This is a genomic window from Catenuloplanes niger (genome assembly GCF_031458255.1).
GTDB classification, from domain to species: Bacteria; Actinomycetota; Actinomycetes; order Mycobacteriales; family Micromonosporaceae; genus Catenuloplanes; species Catenuloplanes niger.
Map to the genome: position 1 here is coordinate 5,360,315 of NZ_JAVDYC010000001.1, position 24,843 is coordinate 5,385,157.

Annotated in this window: 18 protein-coding genes; 14 read left to right on the forward strand and 4 right to left on the reverse strand. The window is 73.3% G+C overall.

The window, feature by feature from the left end:
* Positions 1–24 precede the first annotated feature (24 nt).
* Positions 25–1,248, forward strand: coding sequence for a lysophospholipid acyltransferase family protein (locus tag J2S44_RS23840; RefSeq protein WP_310418029.1), 1,224 nt, complete (start codon positions 25–27; stop codon positions 1,246–1,248).
* Between the two features lie 199 nt (positions 1,249–1,447).
* Here the strand turns inward: J2S44_RS23840 and J2S44_RS23845 are convergent, their stop codons facing one another.
* On the reverse strand, positions 1,448–2,206 hold the full coding sequence (locus J2S44_RS23845; protein ID WP_310418032.1) for a TIGR03086 family metal-binding protein: 759 nt from the start codon (positions 2,204–2,206) through the stop codon (positions 1,448–1,450).
* Between the two features lie 131 nt (positions 2,207–2,337).
* Between J2S44_RS23845 and J2S44_RS23850 the strand changes: the two genes are divergently transcribed.
* The 10 genes from J2S44_RS23850 (at position 2,338) to J2S44_RS23895 (ending at position 15,571) form a co-directional block, all read left to right on the forward strand.
* Positions 2,338–2,976, forward strand: coding sequence for a TetR/AcrR family transcriptional regulator (locus J2S44_RS23850; RefSeq protein ID WP_310418035.1), 639 nt, complete (start codon positions 2,338–2,340; stop codon positions 2,974–2,976).
* 286 nt (positions 2,977–3,262) lie between these two features.
* The gene (locus tag J2S44_RS23855) at positions 3,263–4,150 is read left to right on the forward strand and encodes a DUF4097 family beta strand repeat-containing protein (protein WP_310418038.1); all 888 of its coding nucleotides are present in this window, start codon (positions 3,263–3,265) and stop codon (positions 4,148–4,150) included.
* Positions 4,147–5,421: a PadR family transcriptional regulator gene (locus J2S44_RS23860; protein WP_310418041.1), complete on the forward strand. Its 1,275-nt coding sequence runs from the start codon at positions 4,147–4,149 to the stop codon at positions 5,419–5,421. Before J2S44_RS23855 ends, J2S44_RS23860 begins: the two co-directional genes overlap by 4 nt.
* A gap of 181 nt (positions 5,422–5,602) precedes the next feature.
* Positions 5,603–6,304: a response regulator transcription factor gene (locus J2S44_RS23865; RefSeq protein WP_033345541.1), complete on the forward strand. Its 702-nt coding sequence runs from the start codon at positions 5,603–5,605 to the stop codon at positions 6,302–6,304.
* Between the two features lie 6 nt (positions 6,305–6,310).
* Positions 6,311–7,933: a sensor histidine kinase gene (locus J2S44_RS23870; RefSeq protein WP_310418043.1), complete on the forward strand. Its 1,623-nt coding sequence runs from the start codon at positions 6,311–6,313 to the stop codon at positions 7,931–7,933.
* 81 nt (positions 7,934–8,014) lie between these two features.
* Complete coding sequence (locus tag J2S44_RS23875) at positions 8,015–9,547, forward strand: S1C family serine protease (RefSeq protein ID WP_310418046.1); 1,533 nt, start codon at positions 8,015–8,017, stop codon at positions 9,545–9,547.
* A gap of 216 nt (positions 9,548–9,763) precedes the next feature.
* Positions 9,764–12,979, forward strand: coding sequence for a cyclic nucleotide-binding protein (locus tag J2S44_RS23880; protein ID WP_310418049.1), 3,216 nt, complete (start codon positions 9,764–9,766; stop codon positions 12,977–12,979).
* 23 nt (positions 12,980–13,002) lie between these two features.
* On the forward strand, positions 13,003–13,218 hold the full coding sequence (locus J2S44_RS23885; protein WP_306834945.1) for a hypothetical protein: 216 nt from the start codon (positions 13,003–13,005) through the stop codon (positions 13,216–13,218).
* Positions 13,218–14,063, forward strand: coding sequence for a hypothetical protein (locus J2S44_RS23890; protein ID WP_310418052.1), 846 nt, complete (start codon positions 13,218–13,220; stop codon positions 14,061–14,063). The genes J2S44_RS23885 and J2S44_RS23890 overlap by 1 nt, the downstream gene beginning before the upstream one ends.
* 221 nt (positions 14,064–14,284) lie before the next feature.
* The gene (locus J2S44_RS23895) at positions 14,285–15,571 is read left to right on the forward strand and encodes an ABC transporter ATP-binding protein (protein ID WP_310418055.1); all 1,287 of its coding nucleotides are present in this window, start codon (positions 14,285–14,287) and stop codon (positions 15,569–15,571) included.
* 182 nt (positions 15,572–15,753) lie between these two features.
* Here the strand turns inward: J2S44_RS23895 and J2S44_RS23900 are convergent, their stop codons facing one another.
* The 3 genes from J2S44_RS23900 to J2S44_RS23910 all read right to left on the reverse strand — a co-directional run bounded on the left by J2S44_RS23900 (position 15,754) and on the right by J2S44_RS23910 (position 22,464).
* Complete coding sequence (locus J2S44_RS23900) at positions 15,754–18,777, reverse strand: PxKF domain-containing protein (protein ID WP_310418058.1); 3,024 nt, start codon at positions 18,775–18,777, stop codon at positions 15,754–15,756.
* A gap of 291 nt (positions 18,778–19,068) precedes the next feature.
* Positions 19,069–20,937, reverse strand: a complete 1,869-nt coding sequence (locus J2S44_RS23905; protein WP_310418060.1) for a rhamnogalacturonan lyase — start codon at positions 20,935–20,937, stop codon at positions 19,069–19,071.
* A gap of 177 nt (positions 20,938–21,114) precedes the next feature.
* Positions 21,115–22,464 (reverse strand): serine/threonine-protein kinase, encoded by a 1,350-nt coding sequence (locus tag J2S44_RS23910; RefSeq protein WP_310418063.1) that lies wholly within the window; start codon positions 22,462–22,464, stop codon positions 21,115–21,117.
* Positions 22,465–22,613: 149 nt separating this feature from the next.
* Between J2S44_RS23910 and J2S44_RS23915 the strand changes: the two genes are divergently transcribed.
* The 3 genes from J2S44_RS23915 to cutA are packed head-to-tail and all read left to right on the forward strand — an operon-like array spanning position 22,614 to position 24,833.
* Positions 22,614–23,450 carry a patatin-like phospholipase family protein gene (locus tag J2S44_RS23915; protein ID WP_310418065.1) on the forward strand — a complete coding sequence of 279 codons (837 nt, stop codon included), beginning with the start codon at positions 22,614–22,616 and terminating at the stop codon, positions 23,448–23,450.
* 5 nt (positions 23,451–23,455) lie between these two features.
* A complete protein-coding gene (locus tag J2S44_RS23920) occupies positions 23,456–24,502 on the forward strand; it encodes a 1-acyl-sn-glycerol-3-phosphate acyltransferase (protein WP_310418068.1) in 1,047 nt (348 codons plus the stop codon).
* A gap of 10 nt (positions 24,503–24,512) precedes the next feature.
* Positions 24,513–24,833, forward strand: a complete 321-nt coding sequence (gene cutA / locus J2S44_RS23925) for a divalent-cation tolerance protein CutA (protein WP_310418071.1) — start codon at positions 24,513–24,515, stop codon at positions 24,831–24,833.
* Positions 24,834–24,843 lie beyond the last annotated feature (10 nt).

Here is a 24,843-nt window from a genome sequence, read left to right on the forward strand (position 1 = left end):
GCATCACCCACTTACACAGTGAACATGGACACCGTTGACCCGTCGGGCGTCCTTCCCGGACCGGCCGTCGTGCCGCCCTGGCGCCCTTCGCTGCCCGCCCCGCTCGCTCAGCCCCGGTCCAACTGCGACAGCGGCTGTCTGCCCGTCCCGGGCTTCCACCGGCGCGTCTCCACCCTTCGTCAGGCCGTCCGCGCCGTGGCGCTGGTCGCCGCCCTGACCGGTGGTCTCGCACTCCTGCCACTCCTTCCGTTCCTGACCGGTTCCGGCCGGCACGCTGCCGGCCGCTGGTGGGCCCGCGCGGTGCTCGCCGCCGCCGGCGTCCGCCTCGTCGTGCGCGGTGCCGGCACCGTGCCCCGCCGCCGGGCACTCCTCGTCGCCAACCACAACTCCTGGCTGGACACGGTCGCGCTGCTGGCCGTCTCCCCGGCCCGGATGACCGCCAAGCACGACATCCGCCACTGGCCGGTGATCGGCGTGCTGGCCACGCTGGTCGGCACGATCTTCATCGACCGCCGGCACCCCAGGATGCTGCCCGCCACCGTCGGCCGGATCGCCGACGCACTGCGCGCGGACAACCTGGTCGCCGTCTTCCCGGCCGGCACCACCGGCTGCGGTGTCGCCGGCGGCCCCGGCCACCGCGCCGACAACTCACTCACCGGCCGCTGGCGCCCGGCGGTGTTCCAGGCCGCCGTCGACACCGGCGCCGTCGTCGTGCCGATCCGGCTCAGCTACCGCGAGGGCCCGAACGGCCCGGACAGCACCGTCGCCACCTTCCTCTCCGCCGAAAGCCTCTTCGCCTGCGCCTTCCGCGTCATCGCGATCCGCGACCTGACCGCCGTGGTCACGGTCGAGCCGGCGCTGCACCCCGACCTCGACGCGAACCGCCGGGTCCTGGCCCGCGCCGCGGAGGGCGTCGCCCGCCCCTACCGCCGCCCGGCCCCGGTCCCGGCTCCCATCACGGTCCCGACTCCCACCCGGTTCCCGGTTCCGGCCGCGGTTCCGGTTCCGGCCGCGGTTCCGGTTCCGGTTCCGGCTGCGGTTCCGATTTCGGCCGGGGCTGCGGCGTCAGCCGGCGTTTCTGCCGCGGTTCCGGTGTCAGTTCTGGCGTCGGATCCGGCTGCGGTTCCGGCGTCGGCCGCCGTTCCGGCGTCCGCCGTGGGTTCGGCGTCCGCCGGGGCCTCGGCTTCCGCGTCGGCTGCGGCTTCCGCGTCCGCACCGGTTCAGGAACGCCTGCCGCTGGCAGCCTGACCTTCACCCCACCAAGCCTCCGGCGCCGCACCGACGCGGCCCGGAGGCTTCTCGCTTCCAGCCGCTCCAGCCGCGTCAGCTGGAGCAGCGAGGAGGCCGTGGGTGCCGCATGGTCCGATGCGCGGGTTGCCCCGGGTGGACCGCGCATGCGCGAGGCCGGGCGCCCGCTCCGCGGCGAGCGCGATGTCGCGGCGCGGGGTCAAGGGTTCCAGGCCGGGTTGCGGCCCAGGTAGCGAAGCACGGAGGAGGCGTCGTCGTCGGGTAGCTCGCCGGTGTAGGCGCTGCCGAGCGCGCGGGCCTCCTCGATCGGGTCGAAGGGGGCGGCGAACGCGCCGTAGGGACGGACCTGCTCGACGAACTCGGTCGAGATCAGGAGCAGCGCATAGGCGATCTCCGGGGTGAGTGGTGACGGCTGCCGGGTGGCGACCGCGATGTCCCAGGCATGGATCGCGGCGTCGAGCGCACAGGCGCCGGCCGCGATCCACGGCGGGAGCGGGCCGGCCGGCAGCGGCGTCGGCACAGCGATCGCGGAGTCGGGCACGGTGGTGAACGCGGAGCGGGCCAGCGCGACGGACTCCGTGGTGATCCGCAGCGGGTCGGCCGGGGGCGAGTGGCCCGGCGCGTAGGGATCATCGGGCGGCCAGCGCCCTCCGGTGATGGCGGCGGCGAACCGCGCCTGATTGCCGGCCGTGTGCCGGAGAACCTGGCCGACGGTCCACTCGGTGCAGGGCGTCGGCAGGTCCCAGCCGCCCACGGGCACCCCCTTGACCACAACGCGGAGCGCGGCGTGAGCGTCCGCCAGCAGTTCCCGCCAGCGGACCGGGGTCTCCGCCGACGCGGCCTCGGGCGGTATCTCCTCGGGGGGCGGCTCGTCGGGCGGGCGGGGATTCGTGTCGGCTCGGTCCTTCACCGGCCCGGCGGTGTCCCGTACGGATGAGCGTCTTTGCGGGTCGTTCATCGTGTCTCCCTTTCTTGTACTGGTGCACCGGGGATTCGTTCTGGAGCGATCCCGCGACATCAGAACGGAATGCTTCGTTCCGTGTTAGCCTACCGGAGCGGAATGATCCGTTCCAGTGCTAGAGTAATGTGGTGACGGACGAATCCAGCCGCGGGCTCTCCGGCCGGCGCGGGCACGCCAGGCGCAACGACGAGGTGATCCTCACCGCGGCGCGGGACGTGTTCGTGCACGACCCGGGCGCGCCGATCTCCGCGGTCGCCGGCCGGGCGGGCGTGGGCATCAGCGCGCTCTACCGGCGCTACGCCGGTAAGGAGGACCTGCTGCGGCAGCTGTGCCTCAGCGGTCTGCACCGCTTCGTCCTGGAGGCGGAGCGGGCCGTGGCGGAGCCGGACGGCTGGGCGGCGCTGGCCGGATTCCTGGAGCGGGTGGTCGACGCCGACGTGCATTCGCTGACGGTGCGACTGGCCGGCTCCTTCACGCCGACGGCGGAGCTGGTGGAGGTTGCGACGAGGGCTGACGAGCTGGCCGCGTCGCTCGTGCAGCGCGCGCAGGCGAGCGGACGGCTCCGGGCCGACGTGACCTCGGAGGACCTGGCGCTGGTGCTGGAGGGTTGCGCCGCGATCCGCGTGGCCGACGCCGTCCGGACCATCCAGCTCCGGCGCCGGCACCTCGCGCTGCTGATCCAGGGCTTGGCCGGCCAGGACGGCCCGCCGCTGCCCGGCCCCGCCCCGCGGCCGGGAGAGCTGAACCGCTGGCGACCGGAGGGCTGAGGCGCATCGGGCGTCGCGCCGTCTGCGGCGTGTGCGGCGGACGCCCGGTCGGCTGAGGGCCCGCGCGCGGCGATGTGGGGCGGTCGAGGTGCGCGGCGCGGGTGACCGGGTGGCGCGGTGCGCGGCGCGGGTGACCGGGTGGCGCGATGCGCGGCGCGGGTGACCGGGTGATCGGGCGACGCGGTGCGCGGGGGTCGGTGGCAGCGAGAAGGATGTCGCGAGTGGTGGTTGTATCGCGATGTATCGCGTATGCTGACGGCGCGACGAGCAGCGCTTTGGGGGCGGCATGGCGACGTGGACGGTCGAGGAACCCGCGAAGATCACCTGTGATGAGGGTGTGCGCCGTCTGGAGGTGAGCCTGCTGGCCGGCCGATTGACGGTGATCGGTGCGGACGGGCCCGCGCGGATCGAGGTGTCGAAGGTCGGCGGCCGTGCACTCCGGGTCGATCTGGAGGGTGGCGTGCTGCGCGTGCGGCAGGAGGAGGTCGGCGCCTGGTTCGGGCTACTCTCGTGGATCATGCAGCTGGCCAAGCGGATCGCGGTCGACGTGTCGATTGCCGTGCCGCCCTCGTCCCACGTCGCCCTCGGGCTGATCTCCGGCCGGGTGATCGCCTCCGGCCTGTGCGAACGTACCGACGTGGACGTCACCGCTGGCAGCATCACGCTGATGGGCGTCGGCGGGCGGACCCGGGTGAACCTCGTCTCCGGTCCGGTCGAGGCGGTGGGCGTGGCCGGTGAACTGATCATGGATTCGGTCTCCGGCGAGCTGATCCTGGCGGACAGCCCGGCGACCCGGGTGCGCGGCACCACCGTGTCCGGCAGCATCACCTGTGACCTCGACGGTGCGGCCGGCAGTGACATCCGGCTGGACACCACGTCCGGCAGCATCACCGCGCGGGTGCCGGCAGACAGCGACCTCGCGATCGACCTGCACGCCACGGCCGGCCAGGTGACCAGCGCGTTCCCGGAGCTGGCGGCGGGGCACAGCGTGATCGGCGGCAGCACAATCAACGGGCGGCTCGGCCGCGGTGAGGGGCGGCTGAGCGCCTCCGCGATCGCCGGGAGCATCGCGTTGCTGTCCCGCCCCGCCGTGACGGACGAGGACGACCGCCCGGGTGACGAGCCCGCAGCCGCCGGGCCGACGCGCCGGGACCCGGCCGAGGGGTCGGCATGACGGCCGTCTTCAGTCACGGGCGCCTCCGCCTCTACCTGCTCAAACTGCTTGATGACGGCCCCAAGCACGGGTACGAGTTCATCCGCCTGCTGGAGAACCGCTTCCTCGGGCTCTACGCGCCGAGCGCCGGCACGATCTATCCGCGGCTGGCGCGGCTGGAGGCGGAAGGGCTGGTGACGCACGTCGCGGCGGGTGCCCGCAAGACATACGAGATCACCGAAGCCGGTCGGGAGGAGCTGCGCGAGCGGGTCGACGAGCTGCAGGCGCTGGAGGCCGAGATCTCCGCGTCGATCAGCGACCTGAGCAGCCTGGCCGGTCAGATCCAGTCGCAGGTGCAGGGCTCGGTCCGCGACCTCAAGCGCGAGCTGCGGGACGCGACCCGGCAGCCCCGCCGCACCCAGCAGCCCACCTCGCGCTGGACCCCGCCCGCGCCGCCGTTCCAGGGCTGGCCCGGCCGGGAGCAGCCGGTCCCCGGCACCACCGCCGGAGCCCCGGGCACACCCGGTGGTTCGGGTGTGCCCGGCGGTCCAGGTGCACCGGGTGACCCGACGGCACCCGCTGCCCCGACCGCACCCGGTGCGCCTGGTGCGCCCGGCGGCCCGACCGCGCCCGGCGGCCCAAGTGCCCCAGGCGGTTCGAGTGCCCCGGGCGGTTCGAGTGCCCCGGGCGGTTCGAGTGCCCCGGGCGGTTCGAGGGCCCCGGGCGGTTCGAGGGCGCCGGGCGGTTCGAGGGCACCGGACGGTTCGAGGGCACCGGGCGGGCCGAGTGCACCCGGCGGTCCGGGTGTGCGAGACGGCGCCAGCGCACCGGGCGGTCCGGGGGCGCCTAGCGGTCCTGGGATGCCCGGCGGCCGAAGGGTGCCCGGCGTGCCGGGTGGTGGGCGGTCCGGGTTGGGTATGCCCGGAGGCGGGGGAGCGGGGACACCGCCGCTGACCATGCCCAGCGGCATCCGGATCATCTTCGACAACGGTTATCCGGGCCATCCCGAGCCACCCGCACCGGAGACGGTGCCCGGCAGGTCGGCCGGGGCCGCCGGGCCGGCCCGCGCCCAGCACGCGGCCGACGCCGAAGGTGCGCCCGGCACGGAGCCCGGTGGCACGGGCCGGGCCGGGGCGAGGGAGCGTGGCGAGCTGGAGGAGGCGCTGGGCATCTTCGTCGACGAGGCGCAGGCCATGATCGAGGGCGTGCGGGCGACCGAGGACCAGGTCCGGGAGATCGGCGAGGTGCTGGACGCGACGTTGACCCGGATCCGCCGGCTGCTCCGCACCTGACGACGCCGGCCGACGACGAGTGCGCGGATGCGACGGTCGGGCTGTCGTCCGGAGCGCGGCGGGTGCCCGGGTGGCGGGGCGGCTCCCGCCGTACCATCGAAGGTTCTGGGGCCTGGTTTTTCACAGACTGTTCTCAGTGGGTCTCCAGAAACCCTCCAGAACAGCGCGTAATGATGGCGGCATGGCCGCAACACAGACTGAGGCACGACTGCTCGTCGTCGAGGACGACCCGAACATCCTGGAGCTGCTGTCGGCCAGCCTGCGTTTCGCGGGCTTCGACGTCGCGACCGCGGTGAGCGGCAGCGCGGCGGTGGCGGCGGCCCGGGACCGGCGTCCCGACCTGGTCGTGCTCGACGTGATGCTGCCGGACCTGGACGGTTTCGAGGTCATCAAGCTGATGCGGGAGGGCGGCACCCGCACGCCGGTTGTCTTCCTGACCGCGCGGGACGCGACGGACGACAAGATCCGCGGGCTCACGCTGGGTGGCGACGACTACGTGACGAAGCCGTTCAGTCTGGAGGAGCTGACCGCGCGCATCCGTGCGGTGCTGCGCCGGACCAGTGCGACGGCCGAGGAGAGTTCCCGGCTGACGTTCGCCGACCTGGAGCTGGACGAGGAGACGCACGAGGTCTACCGGGCCGGAAACCGGGTGCAGCTGTCGCCGACCGAGTTCAAGCTGCTGCGCTACCTGATGCTGAACGCGAACCGGGTGCTCTCCAAGGCGCAGATCCTCGATCACGTGTGGAACTACGATTTCCGCGGCGACGACAACATCGTCGAGTCGTACATCTCCTACCTGCGGCGCAAGGTCGACACCACGCAGCCCCGGCTGATCCACACGCTGCGCGGCGTCGGCTACGTGCTCCGCAAGCCCGCGCAGTAGGCGACGGTGAAGGCCCGCCTGCGCAGCACGCCGCTGCGGCTCAAGCTGGTCGCGAGTGTGCTGGTGCTGGTCGGCGTGGCACTCATCGTGATCAGCGTCAGCAGCGCGTACTTCCTGCGCTCCTATCTGGTCCGGCTGGTCGACGACCAGCTGCACCAGATCGCGAACGACGCGAACGCGGCCGCCATGTTCGTCAACGGCGGCGAGGTCACGGTCCCGACCGACTACTACGGCCGGGTCACCGCGATGAACGGCGTCGGCAAGGACCCGGTCTACGACAACCATCTCGGTGCCGGTGACCTGCCGCCGCAGGTCGAGGGCCGGGAGGAGATAACCGCGGTGGCCAACACCGCGTACACGGTGAAGTCGACGAACGGCAAGATCCGTTGGCGCATGCTGGTCACGGTGCTGCCGAACAACGAGGTTCTGCACATCGGGGAGAACCTGGAGCAGGTCGATCTCGCGGTCAAGCGGCTGATCTGGATCGACGGGCTGGTCGGCGGCGCGGTGCTGATCATGCTGGCGTCGATCGGCGCGGGCATGGTGCGGACCAGTCTGCGTCCGCTGGACCAGATCGAGCAGACCGCGGGCGCGATCGCGGCCGGTGACCTGACCCGCCGCGTGCCCGATCCGGAGCCCGGCATCGAGGAGCCGCAGAGCGAGCTGGGCCGGCTGTCCCGCGCGCTGAACGGCATGCTCACCCAGATCGAGGCCGGCTTCGCCGCGCGCGCCGCGTCCGAGGCGGCGGCCCGGTCCGCGGAGACCGTCGCGCGGGACGCGGCGCTGCGGGCGCAGGCGTCCGAGGCGCGGGCCCGCAACTCGGAGGCACGTATGCGGCAGTTCGTGGCGGACGCGTCGCACGAGCTGCGTACGCCGCTGACCACGATCCGCGGTTTCGCGGAGCTGTACCGGCAGGGCGCGGCCACGGATCCGCCGAAACTGGTGCGCCGGATCGAGGACGAGGCCGCGCGGATGGGCCTGCTCGTCGAGGACCTGTTGCTGCTGGCCCGGCTGGACCGGGAACGCCCGTTGGACCTGAGCCCGGTGGAGCTGCCGGTGCTGGCCGCGGACGCGGTGCAGGCCGCGCGCGCGATCGCGCCGGACCGGAAGATCACGCTGGACATCGCGCCCGGGTCCGGGCCACTGGTGGTGACCGGCGACGAGTCGCGGCTGCGGCAGGTCTTCGGCAACCTGATGACGAACGCGCTGACCCACACGCCGGCGGACGCGTCGGTCACGTTGCGGCTGCGCGCGGAGACGGACGCGGACGGGCGGCGGGTCGCCGGCGTGGTCGAGGTGATCGACACCGGCGGCGGGCTGACCCAGGAGCAGATCGACCGCGTGTTCGAGCGGTTCTACCGGGCGGACGCGGCCCGGACGCGGACCGCGGCCGGCACCATCAGCACCGGGCTCGGCCTGGCGATCGTGGCGGCGATCGTCTCCTCCCACGAGGGTGTCGTCGAGGTGGAGAGCCTGCCGGGTAACGGCGCCACGTTCCGGGTAAGACTGCCTCTGGTGCCGACCGAGCTCGACGCCGACTCGGACGACGCTGATGAGGAGCTGGAAGACTTCCCGGAGGATGAGGGGGCCGATGCGGTCGCGTCGGATATCCGCCCTGATAAGCCCTGATATATCCCCCGTTTTGGATTCACAGTTAACCTTCAGGGCGATTTCAGGGCCGTCGCAGATGTCGGCGGGAAGGTGGGAGACATGAACGAGCACGAGACCACCCCCGAGGGGCAGCAGGCCCCCGCCGGAGAGGCGCAGGGGACCCCCGCCGAGGGCTACCGGCACCCGGCCGAAGGGCTGCGGGGGCCGTCCGGCTCGAGTGACGAGGCGAACCGGCCGCTCACATCCGAGCCCGTCACCCAGCCGGTGCCGACCGCCGTCGCCCCGCCCACGGCCGGGCGTCCCGGCTACGGGCAGTACCCGCCGAGTCCGTGGGCCGCCCCCGCCGGCCAGACGTCGCACCTGCCGCCGGCCGCGGCGCCGACCAGCGCGCAGCCGACCTCCCAGTGGGCCCAGCCGGTCCCGGCCGGTGCGTATCAGCCCGCCGGCTATCCCGGCCAGGGGCACCCGGGTCTGCAGCCGGGCCAGCCCGGCCACCCCGGTGGCCCGGTGCCGCCGTGGGCCGGTGGCCCCGCCGGGCCGACGCCGCCGCCCGGTGACCGCCGGTTCGGCCGGTTCGCCGCGACCGCCGCCGCGGCCGTGGTGCTCGCGCTCGGCGCCGGCACGGTCGGCGCGGTCACGGCCAACGCGATGGACGACGACATCCCGGGCGTCAACACGACGAACACCGCCAACGGCGAGCCCGCCCCGGTCATCGACCGCTCCTCGCTCGCGTCGATCGCGGCCGCGGTGCAGGACAGCGTGGTCTCGATCACCACGGACTCCGGCGAGGGCTCCGGCGTCGTGCTCACCGAGGACGGCTACATCCTGTCCAACAACCACGTGGTCGGCGGCGCGCAGGGCGGCCGGGTCACCGTCGTCTTCGCGGACGGCACGAAGGCCGAGGCCCAGGTCGTGGGTACGGACGCGCGCACCGACCTCGGCGTGGTCAAGGCCGAGGGTGTCTCGAACCTGACCGCCGCGAAGTTCGGCGACAGCGCGGCCGTGAAGGTCGGCGACACCGTGCTCGCGCTGGGCAGCCCACTCGGCCTGCAGGGCTCGGTCACGGCCGGCATCATCTCGGCCAAGGACCGGACCATCCAGGTCGCCGGCGAGGAGGAGCAGAGCCCGTTCGGCGGCGGCCAGCAGCAGCAGGCCGGCCAGTCCATCGCGGGACTGCTGCAGACCGACGCGCCGATCAACCCGGGTAACTCCGGCGGCGCGCTGGTCAACACGAACGGTGAGGTGATCGGCATCAACACCGCGATCGCCACCTCCGGCCAGGGCAGCGGCTCGATCGGCCTCGGCTTCGCGATCCCGAGCAACAAGGCCAAGGAGGTCTCCGAGGCGCTCAAGACCGGGCAGAAGGTCAGCCACCCGTTCCTCGGCGTCAGCCTGACCGAGGCCGAGGGCGGCGGCGCGCTGGTCAGCAGCGTCAGCGACGACAGCCCGGCGCAGAAGGCCGGCATCCAGCGCGGCGACGTGATCACCCAGATCGACGGCAAGGCCGTGAACAGCTCGGACGATGTGATCACCGCGGTGCAGGCCGGCAAGGTCGGCCAGCAGATGACGGTCACCTACAAGCGCAGCGGCGCGGAGAAGACCGCGACCGCGACGCTCGCCGAGGCGTCCTGACGCACCACCGATAGCCGCACGAGGGCGGGGCTCGCCCCGCCTGCTCCCCACGTGGCGGGCGACATGACCAAGGGGGTTGGTCATGTCGCCCGCCACACCTGTGTGCACCCACCGGCACGCGCCACTATCGGTCATGGCGCCCGGTCGATACTCTTCCTGGCGGGGCGGCGAGCCCCAGGTGACAGGGGGTCACCAGGCGAAAACGGAGATCCTGCAGTGTCGATCGTTGAAACACGGCTGAGCGTCTGGGAGGCCCTCGCCGGACGCGCTCCCGGCCAGCCGATCGGGCCTGCCGACACCGACGTGTGGTCCGCGGTCATCGACCGGATCAACCCGGCCCGGGCCCGGCCCGAGCTGCGCACCGGCATCGAGACCGCGGAGCTGACCAGCGTCCGCGGCGTGCCGTACGTGATGCTCCGCTCGCCCGACGACGCCGGGCCGTCCAGCTACCTGCGGCTGAGCCCGGAGGAGTGGCAGCTCGCCGAGCTGATGGACGGGTCGCGTACCGTCGCCCGGCTGGTCGCGGAGTTCGCCCACATATCCGGCCGGCTCGCGCCCGACCAGGTCCGCCGTCTCGTCGCCGACCTGGCCGCGCACCGCATGCTCGGCGAGCTGCCGGTCGACGCGTTCCGGCCGCTGGAGCAGGCGCGCCGCCGCCCGCTCGCGCTGCGCGTCGGCGCCGGCCTGCTGGCCGCCGCGCGCGGCCGCCGGATGGCCGTGGCGAACGTGGACCCGATCGTCGACGTGCTCTACCGGTTCGGTGGCCGGTTCTTCTTCACGCCGGTCGCGGCCGTGCTGTTCGGCATCCTCGCGCTGGCCGGCTTCGGCCTCTTCACCTGGACCTGGTGGCGCGGCGACCAGTCCGTCTTCGTCTCGAACGGTTCGTTCCTGGTCGGCGCGATCGTGCTGCTCGCGCTCAACGTCGTGGCGCTCGCCGCGCACGAGCTCGGCCACGCGCTGGCCACCAAGCACATGGGCCGGCGCGTCCCGGCCGCCGGCTTCCTCGTCTACTTCGGCATCCCGTCCGTCTTCGTGGACACCAGCGACGTGTGGATGGCCGGCCGCCGCGCGCGGCTGCGGACCACGCTCGCCGGACCGGCCGCCGGCCTGGTGCTGGCCGGCTCCGCGCAGGTCGTCGGGCTGATCTTCCCGGCCGTCGCGCCGCTCGCGTTCAAGCTGGCCTTCGCGTGGTACCTGAACGCGCTGTTCAACCTGAACCCGCTGCTCGCGCTGGACGGCTACTACGTGCTGATGGACTGGCTGGAGATCCCGAACCTGCGCGCCCGCGGGCTCGCGTTCGTCACCGGCCGGCTGCGCCGCCGCCCGCCGCGCTGGAGCGAGCTGGACGCGGAGGGCCGCCTGGTCGCGCTCTACGGCACGCTCGCGGTGCTGTGGCTGGTGATCGCGGCGAACGTGTTCTACCGCGTCTGGGCCGACCGGGTGCAGGGGCTGATCTCCGGCCTCTGGCACGGCGGATTCGGCCCGCGGCTGCTGTTGCTGCTGGTCGTGGGCGGGTTGTGCGCGCCCCTGGGTTACCTGCTGGTGGGTTGGCTCGCCCGCCGGCTGCGGCGGTTGAGCGAGATGCGCCGGGAGCGGAAGCGGGCCGAGGACACGCCACGGCGGCTGCACGCGCTCAACCGCTCGATGCTCGGCCGGCTCCCCGCGGAGGTGCTGACCCGGCTCGCCCGGCAGGCACACTGGGAGCGTCCCGGCGACGGCCGGCAGCTGATCTCGGCCGGCGGCGCGCAACCCACGGTCTACGTGGTGATCGAGGGCGCGCTGCAGGGCCGGCGCCCCGGCGACCCGGGCGGCATCCTGCGCCAGCACGCCGGCCCCGGCTCCACGGTCGGGATGGACGCCGCGCTCGCCGGTGCCCCGGCCGCACTCGACTGGTACGTGGCCGGCGACGCCGTGCTGCTCGCGATCCCGTCCACCGCGGTGGCGAACGCGATCGGCCCGCTGCCCGGCCCGCCGCCCACCGACCGGGCGTACGCGGAGGCGCTCTTCGACGACACCCCCGCGCTGACCGGGCTCTCGCCCGAGGGCCGGATGGGCATGCTCGCGGCCGCGCGCTCCTCCGCGGTCAACCCCGGCGACGCGATCCGGCTCGACGGGCCGACCGACGCGGTGATCATCGAGTCCGGCGCGATCGTCCTGCCGGACGGCGGCGAGCTGCGGCGCGGCACCATGATCGGCCCGGTCGGCGAGGGCTACCCCGGCCCGGTCGCGGTCGCGCGGACGCCGGTCCGGCTGTGGACCATCCCGGCGATGGCGGGTGCGGCGGCCACGTTCGCCGGCAGCTCGTCGTTCGAGGGCGCGGACCGGCCGCCGCTGCGCCCGTCCACCGGCGTGCACTCCGGCGGCGACTACCCGCCGCTGGCCGCCCCGCCCGGCATGCCGCCCGGCGGCGTCGACTACGGGCTGGACGGCCGGTTCGAGCGCCGGCTCTGGTGGCTGGTGCTGCTGCTCCTGCTGCTCGCGCTGGCGCTCACCGCCGCACAGCTGCGGCCCGCGCCCGCGTGGGCCGAGATGCCCGCCGACCGGGTGCTGCTCACCGCCGAGACCGGCACCGTCGACGTCGGCGTGGCCGGCCGGGTGGTCCGGCTCGACGAGGGCAGCCGCTACCAGCTGCCGGTCGGCGCCGAGGTCTGGGTCGGCACGGAGGCACGGGCGTCGCTGACGTTCCGCGGCGGCGCGTTCTCCGTGCTCTGCGCGGGCAGCACCGCCGAGGTCCGTGACCTGCGCACCGACGGCGACCGGACCCGCACGCCGTACGGCAGCCTGGAACTCACGGACGGGCGGATCCTGACCGACACGGCGTCCACCAGCGGTGCGTTCCGGCCGCTGTCGCTGGAGATCTCCAGCGCGCGGATCGCGGTGAGCAGCACCCAGGCCGCGTGGTACGCGGTCGAGAACGGGCAGGTCCTGGTGTCCCGCGGCGAGGTGCTGGCGGACCGGGTGACGCAGCCGGAGACGCGCGACGACCTGGACTGCGGTGACGGCCTGCCGGACCCGATCCCGACCCCGTCCGGTTCGCCGACGCCCTCACCGTCGCCGTCGGACTCGCCGTCGCCGTCGCCGTCCACGTCGCCCTCGTCCTCGCCGTCCCCGACGACCTCGCCGACGCCGTCCGTGCCGGGCTTCGTGGTGCCGACCGAGGACGACGACAACGGTGGTGGAGCGGTGCCGCCGCCGCCCCCGGTGACGCGATCGCCGGTGCCGCCGCGGCCGACCACCCAGGCACCGCCACCGCCCCCGCCGCCCACGACGAACCCGCCGGTGGAGCCGACCGGGGAGCCGCAACCTTCCGCGACGACCGGCGAACCGACCATCTCCAGCGGTACGTTGCCCCCGTCCGTACCCGTGGAGCAGTCGTCCGTGCCGGCGGTCTCGTCCGTGCCGGCGGTCGACGAGACCGTGACCCTGTTCTGATGTCGGTGCCCTGAGGAGGCCACGTGCTCTGCTGGTTCTGCGCCAAGGCCGCGCGCGGCTCGTGCCGGTTCTGCGGCCGGGGCGTGTGCGAGGATCACGCGCGGTTCGGCCCGTACCTGTTGGAGGTGCACCGCTCCGACTCCCGCCGCCGCGCGGAGGGCCTGGTCGTCGACGACGCGCTGCAGTGCGGGGCCTGCCACCCCCGCCCGCAGCCCGTCCCGATGCCGGAGCTGGACTGATGCCCGGCTTCGACGACGCGCTGGAACGCCTGGTCACCGACCCGGCGTTCGCCGCCGCGCTGGCCACGGACCCGGACCGGGCGCTGGCCGGCTACACGCTCGCCCCCGACGAGGCGGCGCTGCTGCGCAGCCAGGCCACCACGGGTACGGGCGACAGCGGCCACCGCACGGTGGAGTCCCGCACCAGCCGGTCCAGCATGTTCGGCCTGTTCGGCGACCTCTTCCCGGCCGACGCCGGGCCATCCGCGGCCGGCTTCGGCGCGGCTGCGGACGGCGGCGTCCCGGGCCCGGCCGTCACCGGGTTCGGCCGGGCCGGCGTCAGCCCAGCCGGCGACGGTCCCGCCGGCCCCGCGATGTTCCTGCACGGCACCGGTCCCGGCGCCGCGGCCCCGACGACTGGCTTCGGCGCCGCGCCCGCCGCCGAGCAGGGTTTCGGTGGCGCCACCGAGCAGGGCTTCGGCGCCGCCGCCGGCCAGGGCTTCGGTGCCACGGCCGGCCAGGGCTTCGGCGTCGCCCCCGGCCAGGGCTCGGGTGGTGCCGTCACGCAGTCGGTCGGTGACACTCCGCCGCCGGTCCCGGAGGGCTACTCGATCCGCGTCGACGCGGACGGCGACGGCGCCTGGGACCCGCACCGCGTCCGCGGCCGCACCGGCGGTGGCGTCGAGATCCTGGTCGACCGGGACGGTGACGGCCGCACCGACTTCACCGGCCACGACATCGACGCCGACGGCCTCGTCGACCACGCCGACTACGACACCGACCACGACGGCCGCCCCGACACCCGCCTCATCGACACCGACCACGACGGCTGGCTCGACAGGGCGGACACCGAGTCATCCAATTGAGTATTGTCGATTATATGACGGCGTGGGCCCGGCCGGCGGGCGCTCGGGTGGCCCGCCGTCGCGGACGTCTCGTCGGCCGGCTCCCCGTCGCGCCGGTGAAGGCCCGCCGGTCCTCGCGTCCCGTTGCGGGTGAGTCGACGGGGTGACCGCTCGGCGCGGAGAGAGTGCCGTCTGTCGATGTGGGGTGGCGGGGGGCCGGGGGAGCACTTCACCATGTCGGCATGACGGCCGTGCGGCTCGACCACCTGGGGAAGGTGTTCGATGACGGGACCGTGGCCGTGGACGATCTGTCGCTGGAGGTCGCCGACGGCGAGCTGATGGTGTTGCTGGGGCCGTCCGGGTGTGGGAAGTCCACGGTGCTGCGACTGGTGGCGGGGCTGGAGACGCCGACCACGGGGCACGTGCGGTTCGGTGATCGGATCGTCGATGCGCTGCACACCCGGGACCGGAACGTGGCGATGGTCTTCCAGCACTATGCCCTCTACCCGCATCTCACGGTCGCGCAGAACATCGGGTTCCCGCTGCGGTCCGCGCCGGGCGTGGCCGAGCTGGTCGCGAGCGCGGCGGCGCGGCTCGGCCTGAGTGACGTGCTGGACCGGCGGCCCGCGCAGCTGTCCGGCGGGGAACGGCAGCTGGTGGCGATGGCCCGGGCGCTGGTCCGGCAGCCGCGCGTCTTCCTGCTCGACGAGCCGCTCGCCCACCTGGACGCCGGGTTGCGGGCCGAGCTGCGCGGCGAGGTGGCCGCGACCGCGCGCCGGGTCGGCGTGACCACGCTCTACGTGACGCACGACCAGGTGGAGGCGCTGGCCGTGGCGGACCGGGTGGCCGTGCTCCGGGACGGCGTGCTCCAGCAGGTCGGCACGCCCGGCGAGGTCTACGACGACCCGGCCACCGTGTTCGTCGCGGCGTTCCTCGGCGCGCCGCGGGCGAACCTGTTCGAGGGCGCGATCTATCCGGTCGACGGGCGGGTGGCGGTCGACCTGGGCAGTCAGGTGCTGATGCTGTCGGCCGGCGACGCGCGCACGGCGGCGCTGCTCCGGCACGAGCGGGTCACGGTCGGTCTGCGCCCGGACGCGCTGCGGGCCACGGCGCCGGCGCCGGCGGACGGCGCCAGCCTGCGCGGCCGGGTCCGGCACGTCGAGAACCACGGGTTCGAGGGCATCGTCCACCTGGACGCGGGCGGGCTGCCGACGCCGCCCGCCCACACCATGATCGAGACCGCGGATCCCGCGCACCTCGCCGGCCTGCTGGCCGACCCACCCGAGCCCGAGCCCCGCCGTGGCGTCATCGGCCGCCTGCTCCCGCGCACCGAGCCGCGCGTCCACTCCGGCTACGGCTTCTACCCGGCCTACGAACCACCGGCGGACGGGCGCGACACCGGCGACGGCGACCTGGTGCTCCGGTTTCCCGCCGCCGGTGGCCTCCCGCGGCCCGGCGAGACCCTGACCGTCGCCGTCGACCCGGACCGCCTGCTCCTCTTCGACTCGGCCGGCGCCCGCATCCGCTGACCACCGGCGACGGCGGTCGGCGTGACGCGGCCGGTGCCAGCGGGCAGCGTGACGCGGCCGGCGTCCGGCCGGTGCCGAGGGCCGGTCGCGACGGGAACGGGAAAGGCCCCGACCGGGTGGGAATCCCGATCAGGGCCGAGCCGGTGGCCGGGACCGCTGGGCAGCGGTCCCGGCCGGGCGCGTCAACGGAAGTCGAACGTCGCCACGTGCGTGCTGCCGTCCCGCAGCGGGAGGCTGAACGTGCGGCAGGTGCCCGCCCAGCGCGGATCCGTCACCCAGTAGTAGGTGTACGTGTCCCGTACCTTCTCGTAGAGCAGCACCACCAGTCCGGCGTTCGCCGGTGCCGAGCCGCCGATCGTGGCGCCGGTCCGGCAGTCGACCCGGACGCTGCTCGGCGCGCCCTTGATGATGTCCAGCCCCTGGTTGCCACCGAGGCTGAACCGCATCGGCACGATGCCGCCGGGCTTGAGCTTCGTCATGCCGGCCGGCTTGACCGGTGCCTGGAAGCCGCCGAACGCGTACCGCGTGATCGTGAACGTCCGGGTCGACGACGCGAACGACTCACCGCCGCCGCTGTCCTTGAGCGCGAGCGTGACCAGGTAGGTGCCGGGCTCCGCGTACGTGTGCGAGGCGGTGCTGCCGACCGCGGTGCTGCCGTCGCCGAAGTCCCACAGGTACTCGACGATCCGGCCGTCCGCGTCCCGGCTGCCGCGGGCGTCCACGGTGATGGTGCGCCCGGACTGCCGCGCGTCCAGTTGCGGCACCGGCAGCTTGTTCGCGATCTTCTCCTCGTCGATGACCAGCCGGGTCTCCTCGCCCTGCGGGTCCACGTCCGCGCCGTACAGCGTGACGGTCCAGGTGCCCTTCTCCGGCTTGTCGACCAGGTACGTCTCGTACGTCGGCCCGACCATGTGCCGGACGTCGGACGCGGTCGTGGTCCGGGTGATCACGCGGCCGGACGGCGACCGCAGGCTCATCACCACGTCGCTGCCGGGCCACCGGGTGGAGAAGCTGACCGAGGTGCCGTTGTTCACCCGGTAGCTGTGCCCGATCGTCTGTCCGGGGTGGACGGAGTACGCGGTGCCCAGCGGCACCTGGTTGACCACCCCGTTGATCGCGTCGGCGATCTTCCGGTGCCCGGACGCGGTCGGGTGGTAGGACTCGCTCTGCGCGGCCTCCCACTTCGGCGGCCAGTCGGGCGACAGGACGACGCCGTTGAGGAACGAGTCGCTGCTGCCGCTGCACAGTTCCGCACCGTTCGGCAGGTTGTAGGCGTCCACGAACTGGCTGCCCATGCTCACCGCGGCCCGGCTGATCGCGTCGTTGAGCCGGCGGATCTGCGCGTTGATCCAGCGCTGGTCGGTCATCCGGATACCGGCGCAGAAGTTGTCGCTGAGTGAGTTGCTGCGACCGCCCTCCACGTAGAACCGCGGGTATCCGACGACGACCACCCGCGCGTACGGTGCGCGGTCACGGACCTTGTCGTAGACCTCCTGGAGCCGGGTCAGCCCGTTCGCCTGCTTCGCGGTGAGCGCCGCGAGGTCGTCCTCGACCTGGCGGGCGAACTCGCCCTCGCAGCTGTGGTCGGACCAGTCCCAGACCATCTCGTCCTTGATGCTCTCCACGATGCACGTCTGCAGGATCGAGGAGAACCGCATGTCGTTGCCGCCGATCCCGACGGTGACCAGGTCGGTGTGCTCCGCGAGCCAGTCGAGCTGGCTCCAGCCGCTCCTCGGGTCGCTCCACGGCGCGCCGCTGGTGCTGACCGTGCGCGACTCCAGGTCGTCGATGACCGCACCGCTGCACGCGCGGAAGTAGAGGTGCATGTCCTTCGCGACGCCGTCCCGCTGCAGCAGCTTCGGGTAGGCGTTCTCCGACCGGTGGCACAGGTTGATGCCGGGCAGGTCGGTGCCGGGCGAGTAGTCGTACGCGCCCTCGCCGGACTGGAACGAGTCGCCGAGCGCCACGTACCCGTCGAGTTCCTGCTCCGGCTCCTCGATCGGCGTGGTCGGCTCCGGCGTCGTCGGTGACGGATCCGGGCCGGTGGGCGGCTTCGGCGGCGCGGGCATCCGGACGGCGCCGTGCACGGCCAGCAGCGCGGACGGCTGCGGGGAATCGCCCCAGGCCACGCCGTAGTCCGCGATGTAGAGGCTCTTGCCGTCGGTGCCCAGGCCGGACAGGTAGTGGAAGCTGCGGGAGTCGGGGTACCAGGAGCTCTCGCTGTCTCCCACCGGCGTGCCGTAGCCGCTGGCGAACGAGCCACGCTCACCGGTGGTCTTGTGCAACCAGCCGATCTCGTTCCAGTCGTAGAAGTTCGGTGCGACGAAGAAGAGGTAGTCGCCGACGGAGATGACCTGGCCGTCCCAGTACGGGCCGTTGCCCCGGTCGGTGATGTCGCCGTCCGCGGACCAGTTGAACGCGTACGGCATCGCGGTGCGCTCGCCGGTCACGCGGTCGATCCGGTGCATCCGGCTGCGGCCCAGCGCCCACACGTAGCTGTCGTCCGCGACCACCACGTCCAGGGCCTCCGGTACCGTGGCTAGCTGCCGGGTGGCGCCGGTGGCCAGGTCGCGGGCGAAGATCTCCTGCGAGGTGGTGAGCGGGTCGGAGCCGGTGTCCCAGTCCGCGGTGTAGAGCGTGCCGCCGGCGACGTGGACCGACCACGGGACGCCGTGGTCGTCGCTGCCGGCCACGTCGGTGAGCGTCCGGGTGGCGCCGGTCAGCGGGTCGACGCTGCGTACGCCGCACCCCTGGTCCCGCACGTAGAGCCGGCTGCCGTCGGTGCCGACCATGATCGGCTCGAAGATCGCGCCGGCGCTTCTCGGATAGGTCTCGCCGCCGAACCGCACCGCGGCGCCGGTGTCGCCGTCGGCGCAGCCCTCCTCGCCGGCCACGCCGGCGATCGTGGTGACCGCGCCCGTGGCCGGGTCGATCCGGACGACGCGCCGGTCGGCGACCGAGTAGGCCGACGCGCCGATGAACGTGAGACCGCCGAGCCTGATCAGCCCCTCGCTGGTGGCGACCGTGTCGACGACTCCGCGGACGTCCGCCGCCGGTGTCTTCCAGGACACCGGGACGGGCGCCGCGGCTGTCGTGGCTCCCGAGGCCGGGGGTGAGACGAACCCTGCCATGAGCACCACGACGCCCGCGGCGGAGACTCCGCCGATCAGCCGCCGGGCCATGGCAGGCCGGACCCTTCCGAACATGCACACCGCCTGTGACGTAAATGTGAACAGGCTGGCAAATCTATGAAATGTCGGAATTGTGGATAAGGTCCGTTCGGTGGAGCGGGCCTGCCCGCACGGATCATCAGGGCGGCGCGGATCGGCCATTTCCCGCGGCGATGATCGGGCGACAGACCACAGAACCAGACAAACCATCGTGGGTACGGCCGGAGCGCGCGGCCTGTGAGGATGCCCTCCGGCGGATCTCCTCAGGAACGCCGGAAGGGCTCCCCGGCGCAACCAACGGGGAGCCCTTCCAGCGTGTCGGCAGGGCTACCGGACGACGATGGCGGGCTGGGCCGGCGTGGCCATGCCCGCGCCGATGAAGAAGCTCGGGTGCGGCGGCTGGTTGTAGGCGGTGTTCTGCCAGGCGATCGCGGTGCGGTACTGCGCGTCGTGCATCAGCGTGTGGACGCGCGTGGTGGTCGGGTACGGGGTCGAGTAGATCCGCAGTGCGGTGCTGTCCGCCGTGCGCAGCACCAGCTCCTCGCGCCAGTCGCCGAGGATGTCGCCGGACAGCGACGGGTTGGCCTTGGTCGAGTTGTTGGCCACGCCGTCGCCGGTGAGCAGGCGGGTGTCGCCGGCCGTGCCGTACTTGGCGATCTTGTTGCCGTCCAGCAGCTCGCGGACCGGGTCGCCGTCCCACCAGATCAGCATGTTCGTCATCGACGGCTTGCGGCCGACGTCGGTGCCGGCGGTGTTGCGCAGGCCGGCGTCCGCGGACGACCAGGACTCGGCGCCGGGCGAGCCGGCGTAGACGTCGCCGGAGACGCCGCGGCCGTTGTCGCCGTTCGCGGCCGTCCTCCAGATGATCGCGCCGGTCCGGGCGTCGGCCATCCACATCGCCGGCTTCGTCCTGTCCTCGTCGACCTTGAAGACCTCCAGGCCGGTACGGGCCGGGATCAGGTCGCCGACGTGCAGCGCGTCGCCGTGGCCGTTGCCGGTGTTCCACAGCTTGGCGCCGTTGTCGTCGAGCGCCATCGCGCCGTAGACGATCTCGTCCCGGCCGTCCGCGTCCACGTCCGCGATCGACAGCTGGTGGTTGCCCTGGCCGGCGTACGCGCCGTTGCCGGACGTGTTCGTGTCGAACGTCCAGCGCTGCTTCAGCGTGCCGTCCCGGAAGTCCCAGGCGGTGATCACGGAGCGGGTGTAGTAGCCGCGCGCCATGATCAGCGACGGGCGGGAGCCGTCCAGGTACGCGGTCCCGGCCAGGAACCGGTCCACCCGGTTGCCGTACGAGTCGCCCCAGGCCGAGACCGTGCCGCGCGGCGGGACGAAGTTCACGGTGGACAGTGCGGCGCCGGTCTGCCCGTCGAAGACGGTCAGGAACTCCGGGCCGGCCAGCACGTAACCGGACGCGTTGCGGTGGTCGGCCGTGGCGGAGCCGATCACCCGGCCGGCGCCGTCGACCGTGCCGTCCGCGGTCTTCATCGCGACCTCGGACCGGCCGTCGCCGTCGTAGTCGTACACCTGGAACTGGGTGTAGTGCGCGCCGGCCCGGATGTTGCGGCCCAGGTCGATCCGCCACAGGCGCCGGCCCTGCAGCGTGTACGCGTCGACGTACACGTTGCCGGTCACGCCGGCCTGCGAGTTGTCCTTGGAGTTGGACGGGTCCCACTTGACCACGAACTCGTAGTCGCCGTCGCCGTCCAGGTCGCCGACGGAGGCGTCGTTCGCGGAGTAGGTGTAGCCGTTCCCGGCCGGCGGCACGGACAGCTTCACGTCCAGGTGGCCGCCGCCGAACGTCAGCGAGGCCGGCGACGCCGCCTGCGCCACGCCGTTCAGCACGGCCCGGACGGTGTACGACGCGGTGGCCGCCGCGCCCCGGTCCAGAACGTTCGTGGCGCTCGTGGTGGTGATCCGGGTGCCGTCGCGGTAGACGTCGAACGTCACCGCGGCCGGTTCGGTGCCGAGCAGACGCCAGCTGACCAGGTTGTCGGCGCCGGTCCGGACGCTGACCACGCCGCGGTCGAGGTCCTCCATCTGCCGGCCGGTGGCGGCCGCCGCCGTAGCCGTGGGCGCGGCTTCGGTGGCGGCCTGGGACGGCGCGACGAAGTAGGCGACCGCACCGGCGGCGATCACCCCGGCGGCGCCGAAGACCGCGATCTCGCGTACCCGGCGGGGCCCTGTGGTGGTGGTCATCGATCATCCCTATCCGTGGAGCGCGCGCGACTCCGGCCGGTCAGTCGCACGCGGTGGGCGGCGGAGCGACATAGTGGGTGAATCTGGGCGTACGTCGCTCGCCACGGCAGAACGTTAGCGGCCAACATCAACAACGGCGGGAAGTTAAAAGGTACTTAAGGGAAGGATCACGCTGGTCTAAACCGCGATCGCGAGCCGGTCCAGCGCGGCGCCCAGCTCGGTCGCGTACTCGGTGGAGATCGAGCCCTCGCGCAGCCGGTCGCCCACCTTCACGTGCAGGTTGCGCACCTGGGGCGCCAGGTCGGTCACGCCGCCCGCGGTCAGGTTCGCCTCCAGGTTCCGCACCAGGTTGCGCAGGTCCCGGCCGGCCTCCGCGGTGATCTCGCCGCGCGCCACGCCGTCGTCCAGGATGTGCCCGAGCGCGGCCATCGCCTCGCGCACGGTCGGCACCGGCGCGGTCGCGCTGGCCGGCGCCGGAACCGGGACGTGCCGCGGGGACGCCGGCGCCGGCGCCGGCGTGGTCGCCGCCGCGGTCGCCGGGGCCCGCGAGTCCGGCGCGGCCGGTGCGGACGGCGCGGCCAGGCCGGCGTCGTCCGGCGGGCGCAGCAGCGTGCCGGCGACCAGCGCGGCGGAGACGGCCGCGACCGCCATCAGCGCGCCGGCCGCGAGCAGCGCCACCCGGCGGCGTCCCCGCGGCGGGGCCGGCACCGGCAGCAGCGCGCGCAGCGACGCGGCCAGCTGGTGCGCGGTCGGCCGGGCCCGGGGGTCCCGGTCCAGGCAGCGCAGGCAGATCGCGGCCACGTCGTCCGGCAGCCCGTCGACCGGCGGCGCCGCCGTACCGGCCAGCGCCTCGGTCAGGTCGTCCCAGGTCTCCGCCGGGTACGGCACCCGGCCGGTGACGGTCTCGTAGAGCAGCACGCCCAGCGAGTACACGTCCGTGGCGGGCTGCGCCGGCGTCCCGTCCAGCCGTTCCGGCGCCACGTACGCCGGCGTGCCGAACGTGTCGCCCTCCTCGTCCTCGTCCGGCGCGCCCACGTGCGTGGCGATGCCGAAGTCGAGCACCTTCGCGCCGAGCGCGGTCAGCATGACGTTGGCCGGTGTCACGTCCCGGTGCACGATGCCGAGCCGGTGCGCGGCCGCGAGTGCCTCCGCCACCTCGGCGCAGACCCGCACCGCGTGGTCGCGGTCCAGCGGGCCCTGGACCAGCCGCGCCTCCAGCACCTCGCCGTGCAGCAGCTCCATCACCACGAACGCGGTGACCGTACCGTCCGGGTCGATCTCCTCGCCGTAGTCGTGCACCGCGGTGACGTGCGGGTGGACGAACGCGGCGGCGGCCCGCGCCTCCTGCCGGACCAGCGAGCGGAAGCGGGCGTCCGCGGCGAGCGAGGCGGCCAGCACCTTCAGTGCCACCGTGCGGTCGAGAACCTCGTCGTGCGCGCGCCAGATCACCGACATGCCGCCGGAGCCGATTCGATCGATGATGCGATACCTGCGGGCCAGCAGCCCGCCGGGGTGCAGCGAGGGCATCTCTCACACCTGATCACCTGGTCGGGACAAGCGGATACATCAGGCTGCGCGAATCCGAACGTGTTGTCAACGGGACGTTACGCGGGCGGACGTACCGTGCGAAACGGGCGGCCCCGGTCCGCGAGCGACGACATGTAAGGATGTTTCCCATGGTCAACGGCCCGGTCGCGTTCGTGCTAGGCGGTGGCGGCGTGCTCGGCGCCGTCGAGGTGGGCATGCTGCGTGCCCTGTTCCGCGCCGGGTTCACGCCCGACCTGGTGGTGGGCACGTCGATCGGCGCGGTCAACGGCGCGCTGGTCGCGGCCGACCCCACCGAGTCGGTCACCGACCGGCTGGTCCGGCTCTGGGCGTCGCCGGAGGCCGGCGAGGTCTACGGCGACTCGCTCGCCCGGCAGCTGCGCCGGTTCGCGGCCCGCACCCACCTGCACTCGCCGACGCCGCTGCGCCGGCTGCTGGAGCGCGAGCTCGGCGAGCAGACCACGTTCGAGGAGCTGCGGGTGCCGTTCCGGTGCTGCGCGGCCAGCATCGAACGGGCCGCGGAGCACTGGTTCACCACGGGGCCGCTGGTCCGCGCGGTGCTCGCGTCCGCGTCCGTGCCCGGCCTGCTGCCGCCGTCCGAGATCGACGGCGAGCACTACGTGGACGGCGGCATCGTCAACTCGATCCCGGTCGACGAGGCGGTGCGCTGCGGTGCAAAGCTCATCTTCGTGCTGCAGGTGGGCCGGATCGAGCGGGCGCTGGTCGCGCCGCGCCGCCCGTGGGAGGTGGCGCAGGTGGCGTTCGAGATCGCCCGGCGGCACCGGTTCGCGCGCGAGATGGCGTCGCTGCCCGACGACGTGGCGGTGCACGTGCTGCCCACCGGGGGCGGCGAGCCGCGGGACGACAGCCCCTGGGCATACCGCGACATGGCCGCGGCCGGCCGCCGGATCAGCCGTGCCTACACCGCGTCCCGCCGTTACCTGCAGGCCAACGTGAAGACGGAGTAGACCGCATGCCGTTACCCCCACGGTGGTTGCGCAGGCTCGTGCTCGGCCCGGCGATGGTGGCGCTCGCCGCCGTACTGCTGATGGGCCTGCCGATTCTGCTCCTGGTGCCGCTGCTGCTGGCACCGGTCCTGCCCGGCCGGCTGCGGCTGCTGCGCGTGGTCTGGGTCGGCGTCGTCTACGTGGTCTGGGACGCCGCCGCGCTGCTCGTGCTGCTCGCGCTGTGGCTCGCGTCCGGCTTCGGCTGGCGGAAGCGGTCGCCGGCGTTCCAGCGCGCCCACTACGTGGTCACCGGCGCGTTCCTCAACACGCTGTTCCGGCTCTGCCGCGCCGCGCTCAATGTGGACATCGAGATCGTCGGTACGAACCCGGACGTGGCACTGCCCGGCCGCCCGGAGATCGTGGTCTGCCGGCACGCCGGCCCCGGCGACTCGTTCATCCTGATCCACTCGCTGGTCAACCGGTTCGACCGCGAGCCGCGGATCGTCCTCAAGAACACGCTGCAGTGGGACCCGGCGATCGACGTGCTGCTCAACCGGCTGCCGACCCGGTTCATCGCACCCGGCCGCACGCCCGGCGAGGACATCGAGAAACAGATCTTCGACGTCACGGTCGGCCTCGACCCGAACGACGCACTGGTGATCTTCCCGGAGGGCGGCAACTTCACGCCGAAGCGCCGGGTCAAGGCGATCAACCGGCTCCGCTCACTCGGCCTGGAACGGATGGCCCGGCGCGCGGAGAACATGCGGCACGTGCTCGCACCCAAACCCGGCGGGCTGAACGCGGCGATCGACGCGGCACCGGACGCCGGCGTGATCTTCGTGGCGCACACCGGGCTGGACAAGATGCTCACGGTCGGCGACGTGTGGCGGGAGCTGCCGACGGACAAGACCATCATGATGAGCTTCTGGTCCGTACCGCCGGAGGAGATCCCCGCCGGCGAGCAGGAACGCATCGAGTGGCTCTTCGACTGGTGGAAGCGCATCGACGACTGGATCGAGGCACATCAGCCACAGCCCGCGCGGCCGATGCGGGCGAGGCGCCGCGAGCGGTAGCGTGCCCGGCGTGGAGCAGACTCATCTGGTGACCACCACGGTGGACGCCCGCCCGGCCGCCGACTCACTCGCCACCTCCGCCGTCCAGGCCCGCCTGGCCGCGTGCGCGCAGGTCGGCGGGCCGGTCACCAGCACCTACTGGTGGGAGGGTGCGGTCGAGACCGCCTCCGAGTGGGTGGTGCAGCTCAAGACCACCACGGACCGGCTCGACGACCTGATCGAGCACCTGCGCGCGGTCCATCCGTACCAGGTGCCGGAGATCGTCGCGGTCCCGGTCGGCGCCGGCAACCCCGACTATCTCTCCTGGGTGCACGCCTCGATCCACGACTAGTCCCGGGTTA